Annotated in this window: 21 protein-coding genes and 2 pseudogenes; 2 read left to right on the top strand and 21 right to left on the bottom strand. The window is 40.9% G+C overall.

Annotated features, from left to right (window positions below; all coding sequences use genetic code 11):
* Nucleotides 1-30: 30 nt before the first annotated feature.
* The 16 genes from FBF75_RS00295 to FBF75_RS00220 all read right to left on the bottom strand — a co-directional run bounded on the left by FBF75_RS00295 (nt 31) and on the right by FBF75_RS00220 (nt 18767).
* Nucleotides 31-1434 carry a sensor histidine kinase gene (locus FBF75_RS00295; RefSeq protein ID WP_025207425.1) on the bottom strand — a complete coding sequence of 468 codons (1404 nt, stop codon included), beginning with the start codon at nt 1432-1434 and terminating at the stop codon, nt 31-33.
* A 2-nt stretch (nt 1435-1436) separates the two neighbouring features.
* The gene (locus tag FBF75_RS00290; protein ID WP_008343743.1) at nt 1437-2144 is read right to left on the bottom strand and encodes a response regulator transcription factor; all 708 of its coding nucleotides are present in this window, start codon (nt 2142-2144) and stop codon (nt 1437-1439) included.
* Nucleotides 2145-2281: 137 nt separating this feature from the next.
* Nucleotides 2282-3550 (bottom strand): glucuronoarabinoxylan endo-1,4-beta-xylanase XynC, encoded by a 1269-nt coding sequence (xynC, locus tag FBF75_RS00285; RefSeq protein WP_080934040.1) that lies wholly within the window; start codon nt 3548-3550, stop codon nt 2282-2284.
* A 41-nt stretch (nt 3551-3591) separates the two neighbouring features.
* Nucleotides 3592-5136 (bottom strand): glycoside hydrolase family 43 protein, encoded by a 1545-nt coding sequence (locus FBF75_RS00280; protein ID WP_052320586.1) that lies wholly within the window; start codon nt 5134-5136, stop codon nt 3592-3594.
* A gap of 223 nt (nt 5137-5359) precedes the next feature.
* Nucleotides 5360-6820 carry a CoA-acylating methylmalonate-semialdehyde dehydrogenase gene (locus FBF75_RS00275; protein ID WP_136944324.1) on the bottom strand — a complete coding sequence of 487 codons (1461 nt, stop codon included), beginning with the start codon at nt 6818-6820 and terminating at the stop codon, nt 5360-5362.
* Between the two features lie 375 nt (nt 6821-7195).
* On the bottom strand, nt 7196-8527 hold the full coding sequence (melA, locus tag FBF75_RS00270) for an alpha-glucosidase/alpha-galactosidase (protein ID WP_007499268.1): 1332 nt from the start codon (nt 8525-8527) through the stop codon (nt 7196-7198).
* 31 nt (nt 8528-8558) lie between these two features.
* On the bottom strand, nt 8559-9389 hold the full coding sequence (locus FBF75_RS00265) for a carbohydrate ABC transporter permease (RefSeq protein WP_136944323.1): 831 nt from the start codon (nt 9387-9389) through the stop codon (nt 8559-8561).
* Nucleotides 9389-10321, bottom strand: a complete 933-nt coding sequence (locus FBF75_RS00260) for a carbohydrate ABC transporter permease (RefSeq protein WP_025207432.1) — start codon at nt 10319-10321, stop codon at nt 9389-9391. Before FBF75_RS00260 ends, FBF75_RS00265 begins: the two co-directional genes overlap by 1 nt.
* Nucleotides 10322-10351: 30 nt before the next feature.
* Complete coding sequence (locus tag FBF75_RS00255; RefSeq protein WP_136944322.1) at nt 10352-11608, bottom strand: ABC transporter substrate-binding protein; 1257 nt, start codon at nt 11606-11608, stop codon at nt 10352-10354.
* A gap of 217 nt (nt 11609-11825) precedes the next feature.
* The gene (locus tag FBF75_RS00250; protein WP_008343725.1) at nt 11826-12866 is read right to left on the bottom strand and encodes a LacI family DNA-binding transcriptional regulator; all 1041 of its coding nucleotides are present in this window, start codon (nt 12864-12866) and stop codon (nt 11826-11828) included.
* 183 nt (nt 12867-13049) lie between these two features.
* A complete protein-coding gene (gene alsE / locus FBF75_RS00245; protein WP_008343724.1) occupies nt 13050-13742 on the bottom strand; it encodes a D-allulose 6-phosphate 3-epimerase in 693 nt (230 codons plus the stop codon).
* Nucleotides 13743-13759: 17 nt separating this feature from the next.
* Nucleotides 13760-15022: a PTS ascorbate transporter subunit IIC gene (locus FBF75_RS00240; RefSeq protein ID WP_025207436.1), complete on the bottom strand. Its 1263-nt coding sequence runs from the start codon at nt 15020-15022 to the stop codon at nt 13760-13762.
* A 26-nt stretch (nt 15023-15048) separates the two neighbouring features.
* On the bottom strand, nt 15049-15315 hold the full coding sequence (locus tag FBF75_RS00235; protein ID WP_008343722.1) for a PTS sugar transporter subunit IIB: 267 nt from the start codon (nt 15313-15315) through the stop codon (nt 15049-15051).
* A gap of 15 nt (nt 15316-15330) precedes the next feature.
* Complete coding sequence (locus FBF75_RS00230; protein ID WP_136944321.1) at nt 15331-17403, bottom strand: BglG family transcription antiterminator; 2073 nt, start codon at nt 17401-17403, stop codon at nt 15331-15333.
* A 284-nt stretch (nt 17404-17687) separates the two neighbouring features.
* Nucleotides 17688-18128 carry a hypothetical protein gene (locus FBF75_RS00225; RefSeq protein WP_039963523.1) on the bottom strand — a complete coding sequence of 147 codons (441 nt, stop codon included), beginning with the start codon at nt 18126-18128 and terminating at the stop codon, nt 17688-17690.
* Between the two features lie 195 nt (nt 18129-18323).
* Nucleotides 18324-18767 carry a GNAT family N-acetyltransferase gene (locus tag FBF75_RS00220; RefSeq protein ID WP_048001463.1) on the bottom strand — a complete coding sequence of 148 codons (444 nt, stop codon included), beginning with the start codon at nt 18765-18767 and terminating at the stop codon, nt 18324-18326.
* Nucleotides 18768-18875: 108 nt separating this feature from the next.
* Between FBF75_RS00220 and pdxR the strand changes: the two genes are divergently transcribed.
* Complete coding sequence (pdxR, locus tag FBF75_RS00215; protein ID WP_136944320.1) at nt 18876-20252, top strand: MocR-like pyridoxine biosynthesis transcription factor PdxR; 1377 nt, start codon at nt 18876-18878, stop codon at nt 20250-20252.
* Between the two features lie 39 nt (nt 20253-20291).
* Here the strand turns inward: pdxR and FBF75_RS19995 are convergent.
* The 3 genes and pseudogenes from FBF75_RS19995 to FBF75_RS00205 form a co-directional block, all read right to left on the bottom strand.
* A pseudogene (locus tag FBF75_RS19995) lies at nt 20292-20393 on the bottom strand (contact-dependent growth inhibition system immunity protein); the annotation flags it as partial.
* 143 nt (nt 20394-20536) lie between these two features.
* Nucleotides 20537-21010 carry a GNAT family N-acetyltransferase gene (locus FBF75_RS00210; protein WP_136944319.1) on the bottom strand — a complete coding sequence of 158 codons (474 nt, stop codon included), beginning with the start codon at nt 21008-21010 and terminating at the stop codon, nt 20537-20539.
* Nucleotides 21011-21143: 133 nt separating this feature from the next.
* Complete coding sequence (locus FBF75_RS00205; RefSeq protein ID WP_046344981.1) at nt 21144-21563, bottom strand: MarR family winged helix-turn-helix transcriptional regulator; 420 nt, start codon at nt 21561-21563, stop codon at nt 21144-21146.
* 170 nt (nt 21564-21733) lie between these two features.
* On the opposite strand from FBF75_RS00205, the pseudogene FBF75_RS00200 reads away from it, so the two are divergent.
* A pseudogene (locus tag FBF75_RS00200) lies at nt 21734-23252 on the top strand (MDR family MFS transporter); the annotation flags it as partial.
* Nucleotides 23253-23295: 43 nt separating this feature from the next.
* Here the strand turns inward: FBF75_RS00200 and FBF75_RS00195 are convergent.
* The gene (locus FBF75_RS00195) at nt 23296-24165 is read right to left on the bottom strand and encodes a class II fructose-bisphosphate aldolase (RefSeq protein WP_025207447.1); all 870 of its coding nucleotides are present in this window, start codon (nt 24163-24165) and stop codon (nt 23296-23298) included.
* A gap of 2 nt (nt 24166-24167) precedes the next feature.
* Nucleotides 24168-24626 (bottom strand): PTS sugar transporter subunit IIA, encoded by a 459-nt coding sequence (locus FBF75_RS00190; RefSeq protein ID WP_046527646.1) that lies wholly within the window; start codon nt 24624-24626, stop codon nt 24168-24170.
* Between the last annotated feature and the right edge of the window lie 11 nt (nt 24627-24637).

The following is a 24637-nucleotide window of genomic DNA, read 5'->3' as shown; positions in this document are numbered from 1 at the left end:
TTGAGCAGAACCGTTTTTTTGTATGTCCGTTTAAGCGGGTAATTGGATATCAATCGTTGTTCCTTCTCCTATCATACTTTGTATTGTCATATCTCCCCCATGTTTTTGGATGATATCTTTTGCAATCGCCATTCCAAGGCCTGAGCCTGCATGTGTCCCTCCAGTATTCGTCCCTCTATAGTAGCGATCAAACACTTTTTCTAGCTCTGCCTCTTCAATTCCTTTGCCGTTGTCTTGAATGGTGATGTGGGTATGTTCTTTTTGTTCAAGCTGTACAATGATTTTCACATCAGCATCATTGTGAACAAGGGCATTTAAAATGAGATTGGTGACCGCTCTTCGTATGAGGATCGTATCAATATTCAGCATGAGCTTGTCTACATTCGTTTGTAGCTCAATGGTCTGATCTGCATATCTCGAATCGTTGAGGATATCAATTAACGTTTCACGCAGCAATGGCACAATGTTCACAAGCTCTTTATGCAACATCACGTCGTTATTTTTCAGCCTTGTTGTTAAATTGAGATCCTCCATCACATCTTTGATGTACAGTGATTTATTCTCAATGATGTTAGCGTAATGTCTGATATCTTGTTCTGAAAGAGGATAATTTGGATCTTTCATGATTTCTGCATAGCCTTGAATAGAGGATAATGGTGTTTTAATATCATGAGAAATATGACTGATCCACTCTTCCCGCATTTGCTCTAATTTGTCTTTTTCTTTTTGGCTTGAAGCGAGCTGCTCTGATAAGTGATTGACATTATAGAACACATCTTTATATATCCCCTTCGTTGGCAGCTTCGTCGTATAATCTCCGTTTGCGAGCCTCTGGATGCCGTAAATGGCACGGCCGAGCGGTTTGATGAGTTGCCGGCTGAATAAGTATCCAATGAATAAGGCAATGATGGCATCAATCGATAATAAAATCATCGTCCCGATATTGAATTGCGATATTAATTCTTTCGTATCAAAAGAAAATAAATATTTTCCGATGGAAGGGTCCTTAAATCCGATGAAGTAGCTGTATTCCTTACCCTTTCCATTTTTCCCGCCAGCATAGATCGTCGACATCAATTGCTTATCTTTATATTTATGTAAGTTTACAATTTCTATAGGTGTGTATTTGCTTTTTAAGCCTTTAGGTGCTAGTGCATGATAGACGTCTTGTCCATTTTCGTCTAATATTTGAATCCACGCATTTTGTTGTTTTAAAGCTTGCTGTCCTTCTTTACTCACAGTGATATCTTGATTAGACAAGGTGATGTATTGTTCAAATGTTCTTGTGAAGGTTTCCGGTGTATTTTCTTCGTTTTGCTGACTGCTTGCTTGTAGTACAAGCCATATCATGAATCCAAATAAGTTAATAAAGACCGTGATAATGGTCACGATAATAACAGAGACCATGTATCTGCCTGTTAATCGCCATTTCATCTTTACGCATCCTTTACAACAAATTTATAGCCAAGTCCTTTGACCGTCACGAGAAATTCTGGTGTAGATGGGGAATGTTCTATTTTTTCCCGCAGTCTTCGTATATGAACCATTACCGTATTATCAGAACCGAAGAAATCCTCTCCCCAAACCGTTTGATAAAGCGTTTCTTTACTGATGACGCGATTCGGATGCTGCAAGAAATAAGTCATCAACATAAGTTCTTTCGGTGTGAGTTCAATTGCCGCTCCGTTTTTCGTCAGTTCGGCTTGCTGCTCGTTTAACTCAAATGGTCCTTTTTTGATCACGGGCTCCGCTTGAGAAGGCTGTAAGTAGGATGACCGTCTTAGCTGGGCTTTTACCCGGTAGGCGACTTCTTTTGGACTGAACGGTTTTGTAATGTAATCATCGCCGCCAATGGCAAGTCCTACAATTTTGTCTGATTCCTCTCCCTTTGCTGATAAAAAGATAATCGGAACATGTGAGACATCTCTGATTTGTTTGCAAATATCGTAGCCTTCTCCGTCTGGCAACATAATATCCAGTATGACGAGATCTGGTTGTTCTTGATGAAATTGCGTGAGCCCATCACGGGCAGTTGAAGCTGTTAACACCTGGTCAATGCCTTCTCTTGTTAATACGGTATGGATTAATTCTAAAATTTCTTTTTCGTCATCTATAATCAATACTTTGCTTTGAACCTTTGGCATAATGATCACTCTCCTGAAGTCATTGTTATTATTATACCCAAAGTGTTGACGTCGTGAAAAATCAACTTTCTATTTACACAGAAAAAAGCCAATTTTCTTTTTTAATGAGAAAATTGGCTTTTCGTGTTTCTCTATCTCTAGCGTTTGACCACAAATGTTGTCACACTTTGAGCCGGAAGATGAGCCCAAAATTGATTGCCCGAAATCGTGATATCTGTACCAGGCTGAAGGTTGCTGCTGCCGCTCGTCACCCATCTAGACGCCTGAGAAACAGAGCCATTTTGCACGACGAAGTGTTGATTGACCCCTGCATTGTTTTTATTAATCGCCACAATGACGACCTGATTGTTTCCTTTATAGGCTGAGACGAAAACATTCGATTCAGGGCTTTTCGTTGCATCAATTCTGACGTACCCTGGACGCACAAATTTGGAGAAATGCGCCATGTTGTATCCACGTTTGCTAATCATTCCATCTTCCTTCATAGGACCGTATGATCTCCTAATGTACCACCACACATACGCCTGAAAGTCCCCTTCCACCATTGAATGGTGAATATGCTCTGATACCCCTAATGCCTCAGGCCAGCGGTCCGCTGAATTGTTATCACTATTCGGGTAGTAGACCTCTGTCATCCATAGCTCTTTTCCCCCTCCTTTTTGTTTGAAAAGAGGATACGGAAGCTGACTGATTTGGGTCCCGTATAGATGAGCGCCGAGAATGTCCATATTTCTAAGCGCCTGCGGATCGTTTAAGATAGGATCTGAGATATTCTTAAGGTATTGAAAGGATTCTGGTGCAATCACACGTGCATTAATGGAGCCGGCATTTTCTCTCATGAAACGCAGGATTTCCTGAGGCGTCCACCATGTCCATTCGTGTGCATAATCGGGCTCGTTTTGAACAGAAATCGCATAAAGATTGACTCCGTTGTTCTTCATGTAAGTGACAAAATCATTCAGATGCTGAGCATATGCTGCGTATTGATTGTATTTAAGCCGCTTGGCAGGTGATCCATTCCGGTTAAATGTTTCAACCATACTGCTTGGAGGATTCCAAGGGGAAGCGATGACTAAAGCGCCATGCTCGATCGCTCGTTTGGCCGTCGCGACTTCTCTGCTCCAATTGTTTCTGTTTTCGTCTACATATATTCTAAGAATGGAAAACCCTAACTGATTTTGTCCATTGCCAAAGGCGGTTTCCCTTTGTGGCGCTGTCAAATCACCAATCCAAGCTGGGTGGTTCATTCCGCCAAAACCACGAATCACTTGTCTTTCTGCGTTGAGGTTAATGTTTGCGTCACTGGCTGCTGATACCTCAGCTGCTCCGGGTCCAATGAACATGACAGACAGCATGGTGAAACACACCAATAAAGCAAGCATTGGTTTTTTTATACATGACATCAAATTCCCCACTCCTCTATCAAACATTTAAGCACCTTTATTCTCTACCTTTGAGTAAACTGCCAAGAATCAAATTGGAATAGATTTCCCCCGCCTGTTCCGATAAAGACAAAAAATACGTTGTGCACACCGGATGCGCCGTTAATCGCTGTTTCTATTTCCCGCCAGTTTTGTGTTCCACCGGTGGAAGGAACATCAAGTGTACCGACCAGTCTGCCGTTTGCGCTGCCAAGGCGTACTTCTATTTTCCCGCCTACTGTCGATGCGACATTGGCTTTAAATGTTCTAGCGCCATTTGAACCAAAGTCTACATTCCCTAAAGCCACCCAATCGCCGTTTTGAATGTTGGTGACATGCTGGTTATTCACTGGTCCTCCTGGTGCTGACGAGGCTTCGGTCAAAATGCGTCCATTCCAAGCGAATGTTTCAGCTTCAACACGTTGATATGGATTCAGATTAGATAGCTGTTTCACTCCTTCATAATTGGCTGCTACTTCTCGAAGGGAGCCATCTGCATTATGCACAAGCTTATTAATATGTGGAGAGCGGTAACCCTTGCCGGCCCCGTATAAAGCAGAGCTAACGGTTTGCGTATGATACACCACATACCACTCATTTTTAAATTTGAACACCGCATGATGGTTGTTACCGCCGCCACCAAAAAAAGCACCCGGATTTTTTAGAAAGTGTCCTTTATACGTGAAGGGTCCCATCGGACTTGAGCTCGTCATATAGCCGATTTCACCAGGTGGTTTATCAGCAGGATGAGAGCCGCCAAAGTTGATGCAATAGGAATAGTAATAGGTTCCGTTATACTTATGCATCCCCGAATCTTCAAACATAAAAGGAGCATCAATGGTGGATGCGCTACTGGCCACACTTGTCATATCAGCACCTAGCTTCAGAACTCTTGCTGTTTTAGGATTTGCCCATTGTCCCTGCGTTGGATTGGAACCGCCTGGAACGCCTCCGCCGGCATATAGATAGCCAGTACCGTCATCATCTACAAATACGGCCGGATCAAAAAGCCACACAACCCCGGACATGCCAGGTGTACTTGGCGTAACGAGCGCTTTTCCAATTGGATCAGTCCATGGGCCAATCGGGCTGTCTGCTGTAAGGACTCCAATCCCTCCGCCGCTGTTAGCGAAATAAAGGAAAAATTTATCCTTTCCATTGATCTTCTTTACCGCCGCTGATGGGGCCCATGATGCGCCTGCCCATTTGGCAATGCCTCTGCCGCCATTTGCCCCATTTGCCCCCGCTACTGGAATCGCTCCGTGATCGGTCCAGTTGACCATATCCGCCGAAGAGATGACGAATACTCTATTCAGATTCGCAAATGAATTGTCCTTAATCGTTCCGTTGCTTTGATATTCATAGTCATCACTCGACATATAAAGGTACACTCTTCCGTTATAGGTAAGCGCAAACGGGTCTGCTCCTAAGTGATGGTCAATGAGCGGGTTTGCATTTCCTACTTGCTTGGCAATTGGTGTGCTTGCCGCATGCGCTTCATATACTGGCAAACAACTCAGTACTAAAGTGAAAATCAATAAACAAACGCTGCACTTCATCCTAGTCCTCATCGTGTCATTTCCTCCTGTTTTCATCTTCCTGATATTGGGGTTTAGGCCCAATTTCAAATTATGTTGATGTTTCGTGATGAAGAATGAATACAAAGAATGATTTCTCTCTGCGAATCCCTGTAAAGAGTACAATGAAAACCCTTACTTTTTAACTAGAAGACAACAAAAAAATGCAGTCTCCATGATGGAGCTGCATTCTTCCTCAATGTTCAATAAATGTAGACTACATATAACGAGCGGTCACCATTTTCTTTCTCGTGTAAAACTCTACTCCGTCTGTTCCATTGGCGTGCAAGTCTCCGTAGAAGGAATCTTTCCAGCCAGAAAATGGGAAGAAAGCCATTGGAGCAGGAACACCAATGTTAATGCCTAACATGCCGGCTTCGATGTTTTCACGAAATTCTCTTATGCTTGAAGCGCTGTCTGTGTATAGGCAGGCACCGTTTGCGAATTTTGATTGATTGGACAGGTCGATTGCTTCTGCGAGTGATGAGACACGGACAATGGATAAGACTGGGGCAAAAATCTCGTCCTGCCAGATTTTCATTTGATTTGTGACATGATCAAAGATCGTTGGTCCGACAAAATACCCTTCTCCATTTATTTCTTTATCTTGTCTGCCATCACGAATCAGGCTTGCGCCTTCTTCAATTCCTGATTGGATATATTGAAGAGTTCGTTTTTTATGCTCTTTCCGAATGACTGGTCCGAGAAAGACATCTTCATTTATTCCGTTTCCGATGACAAGCTGGTTGGATTCATCGACCAATTGTTGAATCAAGTCGTCTGCCACGTCTTCTTCCACTGCGACAACAGCTGCTGCCATGCAGCGTTCACCTGCTGATCCAAAAGCAGCGCCAATGATCTGTTTTGTTGCCGATTCTAAATCAGCATCTTTCAAGACGATGGAGTGATTTTTTGCACCGGCAAGTGCTTGTACACGTTTACCATGTGCTGTCCCTTTTTTATAGACGTATTCTGCGACTGGCTGAGAGCCGACAAACGAAATGGCTTTTACCTTTTCATGTTCAAGCAGACCGTTTACTACATCGTGAGCGCCGTTGACAATGTTAAGCACACCTTTTGGAAGTCCTGCTTCTTCAAATAGTTCTGCTAACCGTGCAGCAAGGATTGGCGTCCGTTCTGAAGGTTTTAAGACAAATGTATTTCCGCAGGCAATGGCAAGCGGGAACATCCAGCATGGGACCATCATCGGAAAGTTAAACGGAGTAATGCCGCCGATGACGCCAATTGGGTAGCGGTACATGCCAGACTCTAGACCAGTCGCAATATCAGGCAGTTGTTTCCCCATCATTAAGGTTGGTGCACCAGCGGCAAATTCCACACATTCAATTCCTCGCTGCACCTCTCCTTTTGCTTCTGTTACACTTTTTCCGTTTTCCAGCGTGACGAGTTCAGCTAACTCATCCCATTTCTCAACGAGTAACTGTTGGTATTTAAATAATATACGTGCGCGCCGGGGAACAGCTGTTTTAGACCAAGTGGTAAACGCTTCTTGTGCTGCTTGGACTGCATGTTCTACATCCGTTTTTGTAGAAAGCGGTACTTCTGCGATGACTTTGCCAGTAGCTGGATTATAAACAGCTTCCGTTTGGTTCGTTTCGGCGTCCACCCATTGTCCATCAATATAATTTTTCAACGTTTGTACATCTGTTTTGGTCATGTTCCCTCTCTCCTCTTTGTTTGGATTGTGATGCAATCGTGTGTTGATTTATCGTCATTGTCTCATCTAAGGGGGCTTCATCTGTATACACTCTTTGTCAAATGAAACCACAGTTTTGCTTTACGTTCTGATAAAACATGTGAAGTCTATATACCTTTCAGCTTCTTTGGTTCCGCAGATCTGTCCCCCTTTTAGGTCGTTTTGTCTGTGTGTCATGTGGCATGATCATGTTAATTAATTGATGATATGTTTTTGGTTAACTGTTGGTTAACTTTAGAAAAATCATAATATTAAAAACGCTTTCAGTCAATGATCAGTTTGTTGATCTAAAAAAACCTGATGCCAGGTGCATCAGGCTAAGACCGTTTATTTTAGTTATTTAGAAGAAATTGCGTATTGACTCGGCTCTGTATAAGCCGGGAGCATCTCCCCGTGTGCTTCGATTAATTCATTACATAGTTTGATGGTGTCATCAATTGATAATTCAGCACTTGTATGCGGGTCTAATAATGCCGCTTGGTAAATGTGTTCTTTTTTGCCGCTGATTGCAGCTTCAATCGTCATGAGCTGTGAGCTGATATTGGTCCGGTTGAGTCCAGCCAATTGTTCAGGTATCTCTCCGATATAACATGGCATGATACCGCTCCGGTCTGCAACACATGGCACTTCGACACAAGCTTTTTCAGGAAGGTTGTGAATGAGTCCTCCTGTGTTCAGTACATTTCCACCAAATTTAAAGGGAACGTTCGTTTCAATCGCTTCAATGATACGTGAACCATATTCTTTAGAGCGCGTATGCGTGATTTGTGTGTTTCCCACAAGGTCATGTTTCATCGTATTCCAATTGTTGATTTGTTCCTCGCAGCGTCTTGGGTATTCATCGAGCGGAATGTTAAACTGTCCAATCAGTTCTGGATAACGAGATTTGATAAAATACGGATGATATTCTGCATTGTGCTCTGAGGATTCGGTGACATAGTAGCCGAATTTATCCATTAGTTCAAAACGAACCATATCAGGATGCCGCGTTTTTTGTTTTTCTTTAGCTCTTGCTTTGATTTCTGGATACAAGTCTTGACCGTCTCGTTTCACTTCTAATAACCATGCCATGTGATTAATGCCGGCAATTTTTTCTTCAATGCCTTCATGGTCCATTTCAAGTGATTGAAATAAATCTTTCGTACACACCTGTACGCTATGGCAAAGACCAACCGTTTGAACCCGAGTATAACGCAGCATAGCGCCAGTCAATGTGGCCATTGGATTCGTGTAATTTAATAATAAGGCGTGTGGACATACTTCTTCCATATCCTTTGCGAAGTCGAGCATCACGGGAATGGTTCGAAGTGAACGGAAAATACCGCCGATGCCAACCGTATCCGCAATCGTTTGTCTTAATCCATATTTTTTTGGAATCTCAAAATCAATAACAGTGCTTGGCTGATAGCCTCCTACCTGGATGGCATTGATGACATATTTCGCATTCTTTAAGGCTTCTTTCCGGTTGTGATACGACTGAATGGTCACATGTGCACCGTAGTTCTCTTTTAAGTGACGTAGCATCGTTTCTGATTCTTTCAGCCGGTTGTGGTCGATATCATATAACGCAAATTCAAAGCCGGCAAGTGCGGGAACGAACAGACAATCTCCTAATATATTTTTAGCAAACACGGTACTTCCTGCACCGATAAATGTAATTTTAGACATAGACGACACTCCTTTTTACATCAAGGTTGGATTACCCTTTAACAGAGCCTTGAGACAGCCCTGCGATAAAGTATTTTTGCAAAAGTAAAAACATCGTGACCATTGGCAGCATCGCAATAAGAGCAGCGGCGCCAACGAGCTGGAGTTGGTGTTGATTTTGACCAAAGAAATTGGATAAGGCGACTGTAAGTGTATGCATCTCTTTATCTTGCAAGAAGAAGATGGCAAATTGATAGTCGTTCCAAATATACACACAGGCAATGATTAAAACAGAAGCGGTAATCGGCTTCAGCAGCGGAAAAACGACGGTGAAAAAGACTCTGAGTGTTCCCGCGCCATCAATACGAGCGGCTTCTTCAAGCTCCTTTGGAATCGTCGACCGGATAAAACCGGCATATAGAAAAATCGTCAGTGGCAAAAAAGCAGCAACATTGTTTAAAATAGCGATTTGATAAGTATTCATCATGCCAATTTGTACAACCATTTTGTATAAAGGGACAAGGGCTGTGAGCGGCGGTATGACCATAATGGAAATGAATAAGAGATACACCGCTTGATTCAGCTTTGTTCCTCTTCTTGCAAGCGGATAGGCGGCAAGTGATCCAAAGATGATGAGTAGGGCAGCCGAGCTGAACGTAATGATCACTGTATTCAAAAAGGACTGGCCAAGCTGAGCATCTGTCCATGCCATCAGAAAGTTTTCAAAATGAAGCGTTGATGGGAACAACCATTTTGAGCTAAAATCTCCTATCCCCTTTAGAGAGGTCGTGACTAAAATATAAAATGTAATCAGGTGCAGCAATGTGATCAAAAGGGCGAGTAAGGAGTACCATCTTTTCTTTCGTTTATAGGCGTTATCCATCACACCTCGGTCTCCTTTCGTTTGAAATAAATGAGCGCTGCGACACTAACGACAAGGATGATGACAGCCATGAAGACACCTTGCGTCGCTGCATAGCCTGCATCCTGCCGTTTGAAATACAGATCGTACATAAAAGTCGACATCGATTGCGAGGAATCTCCGGGTCCTCCGCCAGTGAGGGCGACAATGACATCAAATAATTTAAGTCCACCGATCACATTGAGCACAACATTGATGGTGATAGATGGCATTAAAAGCGGTAATGTGATTCGCCAAAATTGCTGAAGACCTGAAGCTCCGTCGAGTTGTGCTGCTTCATAATAATCTTTAGGTATGCTTTGGAGTCCTGCTAAATAAATGATCATGGCAATCCCGACGAATTGATACGTATTCACAAACACAATGATCCAAGTGTTTAGCTGCGGATTACCAAGTGCGTTCATTGGATCAAATCCAAAAAAGGTAACAACGTCGTTTAAAGCACCACCTTGGTACGCAAAGACAAAATACCAAATATAGCCCATAGCAATCGGGCTGATCATGACGGGTAAATAGATCACCGTTCTTGTGATGGCTCTCATCTTTAAACTTTGATTTAATAAGAGTGCATATCCAAGACCAATCATATTTTGTAAGATGGTGCTCCCGATGCCGTAAAGAAGGGTATTTTTCACAACAAGCCATGTAGTTGGATCTTGCAGCAATCGTTTGTATTGATCCAGTCCGATCCACTCATACTGTTGTGAGAAACCGTTCCAATTTGTAAAAGAGAGCTGAATCCCGTTAAAAAAGGGATAAATGATAAAAGCACTGACAACGAGAACAGCAGGCAGATACATCCACCAAAGTGAAGAATTTTGGCTATTTTTCATCTTCTGTTTTGGAAAAGAGGTAAATGTCGCCGCCTGTTTTTCTTTTGTGATGTCACTCATTCGCTTCACTCCTGTTTCAGCATGAGCCTGCTATTGTTTTTTCAGACGCTTATATTCCTCTTCCATTTTCTTCGATAGTTGTTCTGGTGTGATGGAGCCTGCTAATAATTCTTGACCGGTCGTTGCCATGACAGCCCACATGCCGCTCGATAAGTATTTTCGATCAAAATAGGGTTCAATCTTAATATCTTCATATTGCTCGTAAAATGTAGAGTAATAGTTTTTGGCTTTGACTTCTTTTAAAGCCGTTTCAGAGGAAGTGCCCTCTGCGATTTTCTTTGCGTTTTCAGGCTTTGCTAAAAAGTCAATGAATTGTTTTGCTTCTTTTAGATGCTTTGAGTCTTTCCATGCCGCGACAGTAAAGCGTTCCCCGCCAATCCAGCTTTGCTCATCTCCTTCATGAATAGCTGGTACGGGCATGGTGCCTACTTTGATCGATTGATTGAGTTCAGTCGCCTCAGGTCCTAAAGATCCTCCCACAAAGGTGAAAGCGATTTTGTTTTGTGCCATCAGCTCAGGTGCTTGGGATAGTTTCGCAGTGAGTACATCTTTGTTTAAAAGGTCTTGATCTTTCAGCTCCTTCATAAACTGTGCAAGCGGTGTATAGTGAGACCAATCAAATGATCCATTTTCAAGGTCTTTTCCGTATTGATGTTTTTGATCGGTAATGAGTAAAGGCGTTGCCAGCTCATCAAAGACTTGGGCAATATTTGAATTATCGCCTCCTGGGATCCAGAGCGGCACAACGTCTCCTTTACTTTTTTCTTTGACAGTTTGTAAAGCACTTTTCAGTTCATTCAGTGTTTTAGGAACTTTTATGCCATATTCTTTTAGTAGATTGGCATTAAAACTAAGTCCGTCTTTTGCTTGATTCAGCGGATAAGCATAGACTTTGCCATCTTTGTCTTTTAAAATTTGATCGAGTGAAGGATCGAGTTGTTTTACCCAGTCCATCTCCTTTAGATCAGCCACGTATTCGCTATATCGCAGCTTGGCCCAGCCGTGTGTATCAAATAGGTCTGGCATATCGTTTGCCCCCATTTTGACGCGTATCATATCTTCATAGCTGTTGCCAGGGAAGTTGGCATCAATTCGGATGTTTTGATGTTCTTTTTCAAAATCACGGATCACTTCTTCAAATGCCTTTCTCTCCCCGCTGTTACTCATTGTGGAGAATAGAGTCAAGGTCACTTTCCCGTTTGCTTCAGACGCACCGTTATTGCCGCAAGCAGACAAGATCATCGACAAAACTAGAGCTACACACAGCATCAGAATTTTTTTACTCATCGTTTCCTCCTTTTGATTACTGAAAATTCAGACGATTATCGGTAGAATTCATGCAGTTGCGGAAACAAAAGAAGTCCATTATACTGGAATTCTATTCTTTTCAAAGAGATAAGAGAGCAATTGGGTGAACTGCGTTGTTTTCAGCATGATCTGGCCATCATGCTCAGCAGCTCCCTTCCTGCTTTTTTGTCTCTTTTTTGTTTGCTGAAATGCTCGTTCACCCCCTTTCATGGATTGGGCATGTGCTGCCTCTTTGCATGAGCTTTGTTGGCACGACGACTTTTAGGGGAAGCTTTCTTCCTTCTATCCGCTCAAGCAAAAGCTTTAGACCTACTTCCCCCATTTGTTCTGTATATACTTTAACCGTTGTGAGCGGCGGGCTTGAAAAGGAAGCGGCTTCGATATCATTAAACCCCACGATTGAGACATCTTGAGGTACACGAAGACCGGCTTCATGTAGCGCACGCATAGCGCCTATTGCCATAGAATCACTTCCGATAAAAAAGGCTTCTGGAAGCTTTCCTTTCTGAATGGCTTTTTGCATAAGTGAGTAGCCTTCTTGCATCGAATATTCGCCTATGTGGATGTCATTCATATGAAGAGTTCCCGCTTCTTGCATTCTTTTGATAAAAGTTGTTTGTCTTTCATCCTCAATCACAGCATTTCCTTCGAAATAATGCTCCCTCTCTTTCCCGCCAATATATCCTAGATGTGTATAGCCGAGAGATTGCAGATGACGAATGGCACGATCTGCCGCTCTGACAAAATCCACATGTACACAATCATACAAATCTTCATCCGCATAATGATTGATAAAAACGATATGTTCCATTCGGTTTGTCATCTTTTCAACCGTATCAGGGCTGATTCGTCCAATGACAATCAAACCGTCAATATCCTTTAGTATCGCCCCTTTATCCATGTTTCTTAGGCGAAAGGTATGGAGAGTGGACAGACCTCGTTTGGCATATTCTTTTTCAATTCCTTTTCGAATCGATGAAAAAAAAGGATCATTTAATTCTTCGTCAATGGATTGGGCGACAACGACACCGATGACTGGGGATGCGGGTGGGCTTTTTACTTCTGCTTGATCGGCTTTTCTTGCTCTGACGGGGGTATAGTTTAATTTCTTGGCTATGTCGAGGATGTTTTGTCTTGTTGCGTGTGAAACGGCAAGCGTTTGGTCGCCATTTAACACACGGGATACAGTAGAGACGGATACTTTTGCATCATGAGCAATATCTTTGAGTGTAGTCATAGGTAAACTCCTCATCATTTTTGACTAAATGTTTACTAAAGATATTTGAAGAATAACACATAAATAAAGCGCTTTCAATTATAAATTTGTGCTTTTATGAAGTTTTTGAGTATGTTTTGATAAGTAGATAGTTTGTTTAGTAAAATTGCGTAAAAAAGAGGATGGGCTTCATCCTCCTTTTTACTAAGGTGATTTCATTGTGGCTGTTTCTTTTGCGAACAATTGCTTCATTATTTCCCATGCTTTATCTAATTCTTCGTGAAGTCCAAATAAACCTGAGGTGCCGATGATGTAAATTTCATTTCCTGCCTCAGCAAGCAACCGGAACGTGCTTTCATTACAAGAGCCGTCTACCTCAATTGAAAATGAGTATCCCCCCTTCTCTTTGATTTCTTTCACCTCTTTCATTTTCGGAAGCATTTCTTTGATAAAAGGCTGACCCGCAAACCCTGGATCAATTGTCATGATCGTCACCCGGTCTATTAAATGAATAAAAGCATCTAATGCTGCAACTGGTGTAGCTGGATTGAGAACAAAGCCGACCTCACACTTTCTTTCGTGGATATGCCGAATGATTCGAAAAACGTCTTTTTGCACCACTTCTGGATGTAAACAAATCATCGTTGCGCCTGCATCAATACATGCATCAATTAAAAATTCCTGAGGCTGTTCGGCCATTAGATGAACATCAATCGGAACATCTGTCAGTTTCCGAAGTTGTTCAATGAAAAAGGGTGATAAGGTCATATTTTTTACATAATGACCATCCATGACGTCGACATGATAACGGTCTGCCCTTGTGTTCAGAAGCTGAATTTGTTCACGGAAGTGCGTTAAATCCATGCACATCAATGAAGGTGAGAAAATAGCTGTCATCCTGAAATGCCTCCTTTTTAAAGATGAAATAAAAATTTGATCAATCCAATCAATATTCCGATGATACCGAAGTCTGTATCTCCAAATGTTGTCCCTTCAAAGCCAAGAGTGCCTAACACAGGAAGTAAACAAGCTGGTAAAAATGAAAGGAGTATTCCATTTACAAAGGAACCGGCGACTGCACCTCTCACTCCCCCCGTTGCATTGCCATATACGCCCGCTGTCGCACCGCAGAAAAAGTGTGGCACAAGTCCAGGAACAATGACAGTTAAACCAAACAAAGGAAGAAGGAAAATAGACACGATGCCTCCTGCAAAACTGCATAAAAAACCGATGATCACTGCATTTGGAGCAAATGGGAAAACAGTTGGTGCATCAAGTGCCGGCTTTGCCCCTTTGACGAAACGATCGGCAATCCCTTTGAAAGCAGGCACAATTTCCCCGATTGCCATCCGTACACCTGCTAAAATAATGTACACCCCAGCAGCAAAGGTAATGGCCTGAATGAGAATGAAGACAGCAAAGTTCGTACCACCACTAATGTTTTCTATGAATGAAATTCCCGCAAACGGTGCAATCGCAAAGAAAAGCAAAGCCATCGTAATGGAGATAGCCACCGATGTATCTCTTAGAAAACCGAGTGATTTAGGCACTTGAATGGTTTCCGTTGATTTCTCTGGGCGCCCGACCCATTTGCCGATCATTCCCGCTGTAAAATAGCCGAACGTACTGAAATGACCGAGCGCCAGATCATCATTTCCAGTGACTTTCCTTGTAAACGGCTGAAGGATTGCGGGAGCAATGACCATTGCTGCACCTAATACGATTGAACCAGTGGTGATCAGCAGCGTTCCTTGCATGCCAGCTGTTGACAGAACGACTGCAAGCATAGCCGCCATATATAGCGTATGATGACCAGTTAAAAAGACGTATTTAAAGGGTGTGAATTTTGCCAAAAGCAAATTAACCACCATACCAAAAATCATAATGAGCGCTGTCTGTGTACCGAATTCCTTTTGGGCAATGGCCGCCATGGCATCAGTATTTGGGACAACCCCTTGAATGTGAAAGGCTGCTTCAAACATTTTCCTGAAAACCCCAAGTGAATCAGATACGACTGTGGCGCCCGCTCCTAATATTAAAAAACCCATTGTTGTTTTTAAGGTGCCTGATACAGTATCGGCAGCTGACTTTTTCTGCAAAAGTAAACCAGCGAGTGCAAACAAACCGATGAGAATTGCGGGTGTGCCCAATATATCGTTCATGATCAGTTCTATCATGATGTGAATCCCCCTTTTTCCGTCGATTATATGTGTTTACGAAGGACGTCTTTAATGGCTTCCTGGTCTAACAAGTTATTTAATCCAGCGACCTTTCTTTTGCCGTCATCCAGCTGATCGATAATGTCTGTTGCGCCGATATAGAGGTCTGCTTGTTCATTTTTGCTTGTACTGAGATCGGTGTGATCCACTTCCGCTAAAAGTCCTAATTCTTCTAATGCTTTTTTGACATTCATTTCAACAATAAAGCTGCTTCCTAAACCGTTTCCGCATACAACTAAAATTTTTTTCATCCTCTTTTTCCTCCTTTATACTTGTGAAAATCGATTGATTAATTGTTGAATGGCTGCTAATTCCTCTGCTTCAATCAATTGTCTCACCCGTTTTTCTTCACTTAACAGCATCGTCAGCTGTTTGAGTGCTTTCAGGTGGGTCATACTGTCAATGGCAGCTAATACAATGATGAGCCGAACTTGCTTTTTTCCATCCTTTGAAAAGGAAACGGGCTGATGACATGACATAAGTGACATGCTTAATTTGTTCACGCCATCTTCTGGTCTGGCATGCGGAATCGCCACTTGTGGCGCAATCACAATATAAGGGCCATTTTGATGAACAGACTGGATCATCGCTTTCACATAACTTTCCTGAATCGCTTGTTGATCAAGCAAAGGCTGCGCTGCTTTTGTAATGGCCTCCTGCCATGTGTCTGCTGTTTGCTGGAGCTGAATGGTTTCTTCTGTTAATAAATCGTTTAACACTGGTTTCCACCCTTTCTGGTGTGATACATATGTCGGATGAAGCAGCTCCTTCAGGTCATGAAGCAATGCTTTTTCATTTTGAACGATGGTATGCTGCTGAATGATATTGAATAAAGCATTCACATGGTGCTCATCAAGCTTAGGTTCTGAGCCTTCTCCATATTGAAGCAATGTTTTTTTCTCATAAGCAGTGAGAATCGGGTGCACGAGATGAACAGGTTTTCCTTTAAACGATATAGGTGTCGTTGACACAACAAAGTCGGCATCAATGGATGTTAATTCTTCATATGAACGTTTTGATAACAGTCCGCGTATGTCGATGTAGCCGATTAATTCAAGAAGCTGCGTTTTCAGCATGTGACTGGTGCCAATTCCTTCTCCGCAGACAATGTAAACAGAACGTTTCGCAATCGATGAAATCCCTTCTCTTCTCATCCAGCCGCCAAAATGCATCGCCACATAGGCAATTTCATGATCGCTCATCTTTGAACAGGCTTCCTTCTCTAAATGGCAAGCAACCTTTTGCGTGATGTCAAACACCTCTGGCTGTGCATGTTTCATGGAATCTGTTAATTCATTGATGATCTCAATGTGATAGATGAGCCTATAATAGGCCGGAATTAAATGCATGGTTAAGTTTTGTTCCAAGACTTCTACTTCCTGGAAGGAAATACACGCATAACGCTGAAAGTCCATGATCATTTGTCTCGCAATGGTTCGAATGAGATGTTCTTCTGGTTTTTGACTTGTTGGAAGTTTTTGTTTTTTGGCACTGAGCCATAAGGTGCTAAGAAAATAGATTTCATCATCATGAACCAAAAGACTGGTTTCTTTTTGAATTTGCGCCATGAAACGAATAGCAGCCAAGCATTCATCTGTTTCCTGCAGTGTCCGTTTTTCTTCTGTTGAAATGTGTACAGCACGTCCTAGCTTCATCCGTTTAAAGTAGAAAAAGAGATCCATAGACAGCTGATCCAGCATGTCATCTGCAAATTCAAGCTTCAGATCTTGTTCGGATTGTTGAAGGAGATCATGTATTCTCTTATATGAGATAGGACCCTTTAACCAAACCGATGGAAACGTTTTTTCATTTTTTATCATGGTGCGAATGAAATGAATATAAGGTTTCAGCGCTAATCGAATTGTTCTTTCTTCTCCTGAAATTAAATAGCCGCTAGCCGCCTGATAGTGAAGTGCAAGCTGCTGTTTTGAAAGTGCTTCTTTTAGCTGTTTCATATCCTCGAGCAATGTATTTCGGCTCACCTTTGTTATCTTCATAAAATCATCAATTCTTAGGCAATGCTCGCTACATGCAATGGATAAAAGCAAGATGGCCCTTCGTTCCTTTACACATGGTTCATAATCTTGACCAATAAGCATGGTGTCAGCTTTTTGAATAATGACTTCTTTTTCATGAGGATTTAAATAATAGCCAAGTTGGCCTTTTCGCTGCACACCACTAAGTTGATGAGTTTCCAGCCAGCTGTTCATTCGTTTGATTTCAGCATAAACGGTTCGAGTCGAGACATTCATTCGATTCTGTAAATCTTCTATTGATAAATAAGATGTAGTATGAAGCAGCATAGATAGCAAAGTAGTACCCCTTTTGGTTAAGTACAGTTGGAATTCCTCCTTTCTTTCCCTTTGGTTATAAGTCTAATCAACTCACCTGCATCAAAGAAGCCCAAATGTCTTCAGCACGTGCTTTGCAGCGATTGTGTGCTCTTTTCATAAGAAAAACACACTGATTGAGTGTGCTTTCAGACTTGTATACAAAGAGTTCTTTGTCTTCTTTTACGTGTTTGAGGACGAATAAACGCAAAAAACCTAGAATGGTATAAAGCCAGTCAAGGTTTTTTCACTTCTTATTCATCTTTTATTTTTCCTATATGTGACGCTTAAAATTATTTTTTGTTTAAACTAAATCCGAAATCCAAATCGTTTTCAAATGAAATACAAATACTCCAATCACCTTCTAATGATATAAAGTAGTGGTGCTGTGGGATATCTAAAAAATAGACTAGTAACTCTTCTAGATGTTTTAATTCAAACTGGTACCCAAACTCTGTAAGGTTATCCCCTATGTAAATTACTTGTAAGTTATTATCTAAATATTTTTCTTTTAATTCAGTTATAAAGAGAAGAGCATCAGAAAGTAACGATTCATGATTTGAGCTCTTACTATAATGTTTATTGGTTTGTAACCAATCTATTTTTGAACCAGCAAAATCAAATTCTTGTTCTATTAAATCTAAATAAATTTTTGGTTTTTTATGTACTTTGACATATTTAAGAAGGTCTTTTAATTCCAAATCCTTTATTAGATCTTCATCATAAGAATTCAATAAAATTACCCCCCCTTTGTGTTTTTTTAAGTCTTTCTTGTCAAAATCCATAGGAATCGCTGTTTTGTCATTTTGTTGCAATCAATTCAGTGTACAATGCCATTGTAGCTTGCTGATCCGTCTCTGACAAATTCATCTTTTTTTGACCGAGTTATATTAAATTTTCTGCCATACCAAAACTTCATTCTTCTGTGTTCAATCCCAATAATAAATATAGTGCTGAGTTGAAGAATCGCTTGTCATCCCCATTTTTTCATACAATTGTTGTGCTTTTATATTAGAAGTCGCTGTTTCTAAACAGATAAATCGGGCTCCTTTATCGTTTGCAAATGAAAATGCTTTTTTCATCAATTCCTTACCTACTCCCTTTTGACGAAAATCGTTTATAACAAACAAATCATTTAAAATGAACGCATCTTTCATCGCAACAGATGAAAATGTGGGATACAGTTGTACAAATCCTACATATTGTTCACCTTGCTTTGCAACAAACAAAATAGACTCTTGTTTACGGTATCGTTCCACTAGAAAATGATAAGCACCTTCTACATTAGAAGTCTGTTTATAAAATTGGCGATATTGATCAAATAGAACCGAAACTTGTTTTAAATCATTTTCATTAGCTCTTACTATATCCACTCTTCTATCCCCTTTTCATATCAATTAGTAGTATAATAATCGATATTCTGACATGTAAAAATGTACAGATTTATACTTTATTAAATGTCAGAAGGGAGGAATGAAGAAATGAAACATTATATTTTCCCTTTCAGTGCCAATCAACCAAAATATAAACAAATTTATGAGCAATTTAAAAAATTAATCGAGGAGGGAAAGTTAAAAACAGGAGAAAATCTTCCTTCCATTCGTTCACTAGCCAATGACCTAGGTGTTAGTCGCCACACTACACTACAAGCATATGATCAATTATTAGCTGAAGGATATATTCAAGCCAATGAGCGTAAAAGCTATAGTGTCAATAAATTTGAACCGATATTTCTTCAAACCTCTATTTCAGAAGTACCTAGAAATGAACCAATACAATTGATCGATTTCATTGATTTCAAAGCAAGTACTGTTGATGAGGAACAATTCCCTTTAAAAGTTTGGCGGCAAATTTCCAACAAAGTGCTGCAGCAATCCATTAGCTTTCAATATGGAGATCCTTTTGGAGAACCGGGGTTTAAACAAGAACTGGCTGATTATTTATTTCAAGCGAGAGGTATGATCATTAACCCCAAAAATATTATCGTTGGAAGTAATACACAGCAACTACTGTTGTATTTGGGATTTCTATTAAAAGAAAGTTTTTCTAGTATGATTGTTGAAAACCCTGGTTATAGCGGTGTACGGGAGGTCTTTCATTTACATGGATTTGAAATGGAGAGTATTCCTGCATTAAAACAGGGTGTATTATTGAACCCACTTGTACATAAAAAGGGGAAATTATTGTATATCACACCTTCACATCAATATCCTACTGGTACTGCACTATCGATTCAACAAAGAATTGAATTGATTCAATGGGTACGATCAAATAACGGTTTCTTATTAGAGGACGATTACGATGGAGAATTTCGATATGGACAAAAACCATTTCCTGCTTTAGCATCTTTAGATGCTGCACATGTCATTTATTTTGGTACGTTTTCAAAAGCATTTCTACCAGCTATACGATTAGCATATATGGTTTTACCTGATTCATTAATCAATATCTATATGAGTAAATTTGAACATTTCGAACATAATGCTTCTTTATTGCACCAACTGACCATGACTGAATTTATGAAAAGTGGGGAATGGACAAAGCATATTAAGCGTATGCGCAATACTTATAAAAGGAAAATGAACTTATTGGTTCAACAAGTTCACCATCTATTTGGAGAGCAGATTGAGATCATTGGTGACAATGCAGGGTTATATATCATGTTACGTATACACACGCCCTATTCCGAAAAAGAATTAATTGAAAAAGCTCTTCAACAGCATGTTAAAGTGTATCCTACAAGTCATTTATTTATCGAAAATCCACCTGTACAACCGCACATACTGCTCGGTTTCGCAAACCTTACTCTTGAACAAATCGAAAGAGGTATTTGTTTATTAAAAGAAGCATGGAAATAAAATTGATGGTTCATTGGAGGTTTTTTTGTAACTTAGATGGATAAACTCATCTAACGCTTCCTCTGGCGAATCAATATCCTGATGAAATGTCCCACCTAAAAAATCTGCTAACTTCTTTAAATAACTGGAGCTATCATTCATTGAATCACCTCTGCAATGTATTATATCTTTTCTACTATTGAAAAAAGTTAAATAAATGAAAGGGTATAACATATTTTATATGACGAATATGCTATACCCTTTCTTCTTAAACTAACGCACCTGTTAGCATAACAAAAAAATGATTATTTTATTTTTTTTAGCATTTTAAAATTAGCCAACTTAACCCCCTTTTTTTCCACAGTTTGTGAACAAACAATTTTGTAACCTAGATGTTCAAAAAATGGCTTAGCTGTAATACTTGCTTCGGTATCAATTTCTAAAAGATTTAGTTTCTTTGCCTCAGATTCGAGCATATCAACTAAAGCTGTGGCTATACCTTGTCCTTGATAATCTTTATGAACGAATAGTCTATCTAAGTACCCGGTATGCGTTAAATCGCTAAAACCAACAACTTTATCATTCACTTTAGCAACAAATGTTATATTTTGACTCAATGATTCCTTCCAAGAATTCATTTTAGATTCTTTTTCATCTCTTGGTGCCCAAGCATCCAATTGTACTTGGGAATAATCTTTTGAATTTACGGAATGAACTGTTTCATAAAACAATGAAATAATCTCTTTTGTATCAGTTTCCTTAAACTTTATAATCTCCACTTTCTGTATACCTCCCCTTGTTTGGATAAGCATCCTATATTGTTATTCTCAATGAGAACTTCTTGCACCCTCATAACACATTCTCTCATAAAAGATATTACCGCTTCGTCTAAAGACCTCACAGTGTCCTTTCTTACGATTTAGACTTAAGCAATTGCAGCTCTTGATCCATGATTTCAGCTGCTTCTGAAATAAATTGAATGATTAAATCCAATTCTTCTGGCTTGTATTCATTTGTGAGTTTTTTGGTGGATGCCGATAAAGATAGAAAGAGTTGTTTCACCTGTGATTTCCCCGCTGTTAATGGAACAATGATGACCCTTCGCTTGTCTTTTGGGTCCTTCTCCCTTTTGACGTAGCCTGCTTTTTCTAACCGGTCAATGAGAGCGGTGACCGCACCTGAGCTAAGACCGGTTTTTTCACTTAATTCACCTGCTGTGAGTGGTCCAAGTTCGTTTAACAAATCTGCTGATTTGAGATCTGTTGGGAAAAGGCCGAGCGATTGAGCGGCTGCTTGGTGGAATAGGACTGTTCGTGTAGCAAGGCGTCTCATCGTATGAATGATCAGGTCCGCTTGATCTTCTGCCTCGTTCTTTATTGACAACTTGTTCTCCTCCCTTTAAAATCAATTTATCTTGATCATCAAGATAAATGTTCTCTTACTTTATGGTTAAGTTGATCATAGCAAAAATAATGAGAGAACGTAAGCAGGAGGTAAATGAAATGAATCACGTGGATAAAGGCAAGGCATCCACTCGCTTTGTTGTCGTCGGTTTGCTGTTAGGGATTTTTATGGCAGCGATGGACAACACCATTGTCGCAACAGCAATGGGAAGCATCGTCGCCGATTTGGGCAGTTTTGATAAATTTGCTTGGGTGACTGCTTCTTATATGGTGGCAGTGATGGCCGGTATGCCGATTTATGGAAAGCTTTCAGATATGTATGGTCGAAAGCGTTTTTTTCTGTTTGGACTTATTTTCTTTTTAATTGGATCTGCGCTGTGCGGCATCGCACAAACAATGGATCAGCTCATTATTTACCGTGCGATTCAAGGACTTGGAGGCGGTGCTCTTCTTCCAATCGCTTTCACGATTATCTTTGATATCTTCCCGCCAGAAAAGCGCGGGAAAATGTCCGGTATGTTTGGTGCAGTTTTTGGTCTATCCAGTGTATTAGGCCCGCTGTTAGGAGCAATTATTACGGATTCGATCGGCTGGCATTGGGTGTTTTATATTAACGTACCAATCGGTATTGTCAGTGTGTTCTTGATCGCCAAATTTTATCAAGAATCGCTCGAGCATCGTAAGCAGAAAATTGACTGGTCAGGTGCCATTACACTTGTCGTTGCGGTTGTCAGTTTAATGTTCGCTCTTGAGCTTGGCGGCAAATCGTATGCATGGGATTCTGTTCAAATCTTGACACTATTTGCTGTGTTTGTTGTCTTTGGCACCATCTTCTTCATTGTTGAACGGAAGGCAGAAGAACCGATTATTTCATTTTGGATGTTTAAAAATCGTCTGTTTGCGACATCTCAAATTTTGGCGTTTTTATATGGCGGGACGTTTATTATTCTAGCTGTCTTTATTCCTATCTTCGTCCAGGCAGTGTACGGTGAATCTGCAACAAGTGCCGGGTTCATTTTAACACCGATGATGATTGGGTCCGTGATTGGCAGTATGATTGGCGGAACGATGCAGACGAAAGTACCTTTTAGACGATTAATGACCATCTCTGTGATTTCATTTTTTGCTGGGATGCTGCTGCTTGCCAATATGTCGCCTGATACAGCAAGATTGTGGCTTACGCTCTTTATGATGATTTCAGGTTTTGGCGTTGGATTTAGCTTCTCCCTTCTGCCATCTGCTTCAATGAATGATCTCTCTCCGCGCTACCGCGGCAGTGCTAATTCTACCAATTCGTTCATGAGATCACTTGGGATGACTTTAGGCGTGACGATTTTTGGAACGATTCAAACCAATGTCCTGACAAATCGTTTGGCAGATGCTTTTAGCGGAATGAAAGGAGCTTCTTCTCAAGTTGGTGATCCACAAGCCATTTTCCAAGAGGGGGCACGCTCACAAATTCCGCCTGATATTTTAAATAAAGTGATTGATGCGATGTCACAAAGTATTACGTATGTATTTATGATTGCTTTATTCCCGATTGCACTTGCGGCGATTACGGTCGTATTTATGGGAAATGCACGAGTACGTACATCAAATGAAATGAAAGAAAGCGAATAATGTGAAAAAAGCAGAGCGATGCGGCTCTGCTTTTTTTCATCTTATTGATATAAAAGTTGGGCTTTTCCTTCACTGCCAACGATCTTTATTTTAGATGTGACCATGTCTTTGGCTGCTTGTTTTGCTTTTTGTAAATACATACGCGGATCTAAGCTTTCAGGTTCGTTTGAGAAATGATCACGAATCGCTTCAGAGTATGCATTTTTCAGTTCAGTGGACACATTGACCTTTGCCATACCGAGTGCGACACATCTTTTGACATCCTCATCTGGTACAGCTGAACCACCATGAAGGACAAGCGGCACATCGACAAGCGCTGCAATTTGTTCAATGCGGTCAAAGTCGATATCCGGCACCCCTTTATAGATGCCGTGGGCCGTGCCGATCGCAGGTGCTAAAGTAGGTACACTAGTTTCTTCTACAAATTGACGGCATTCTGATGGAATGGCTTTTTGAGCATCCTTTTCATCCACGACAATATCATCTTCTACCCCGCCTACCTTGCCTAACTCGGCTTCTACATTCACACCTACTTTTAAGGCAAGGTCCACCACTTCTTTTGTGCGGCGTACATTTTCTTCATATGAATGCATGGAAGCATCGATCATCACGGATGTATATCCCGCTCGTATACAAGTAAGAATCACATCAAAATCAGTGCAATGATCGAGATGAAGGCCGATTGGTATTTGGTATTGATCAGCTGCCGCCTTTACTGTATCTGCAATGGCTTTTGCGCCAAGCGATTGGACCGTGCCAACCGTTGTTTGCAAAATGACAGGTGATTTTAATTCAGCTGCCGTTTCGAGTACCCAGTAAATACTATCAAAGGAATGTACATTGAATGCGACAATTCCGTATTTTTCTTTTTTTGCTGCTTCAAGCATAGGTGTTGTGGAAAGTAAAGGCATGGTCAAACATCCTCTCTCGTCAAAATAACTGTTTTTAAGACAGCGAGCATTTCTTCATTTGTTCTTGTTTCGAGCAGTTTTTGTCGTTTCGTTTCATCCATTAATCCGCGTGAAAGAGCAGAAAGTGCTTGTAAGTGAGTGGTTCCTGCTTCACTTTTTGGAATGAGTAAGGATAAGAAGAAAAAGCAAGGCTTTCCATCAAAAGCGTCCCATTCGATTCCGGTTTCTGTACGGACGATGACGAGTGCCGGTACTTGAATGGCGTCTGACTGTGTATGCGGAATGGCAAATCCATCTTGAAAGCCGGTTGTACTCAGAGCTTCTCTTTCAGCTAGTCCTTTTTTGACAGCCTCAGGAGATGTACAAATCCCTGCTTTAGAGGCAATGTCAGCTATGGCTGCGAAAACGCCAGCCTGTGAAGAAGCTGTTTCATGTAGATTCATATAAATATGTTCCATCATTTCTCTTCCTC

It is taken from the genome of Bacillus sp. S2(2019), assembly GCF_005144805.1.
GTDB classification, from domain to species: Bacteria; Bacillota; Bacilli; order Bacillales; family Bacillaceae; genus Bacillus; species Bacillus altitudinis.
The sequence above is the reverse complement of the archived record's forward strand: the minus strand, read 5'-3'. Positions and strand labels throughout refer to the sequence as shown.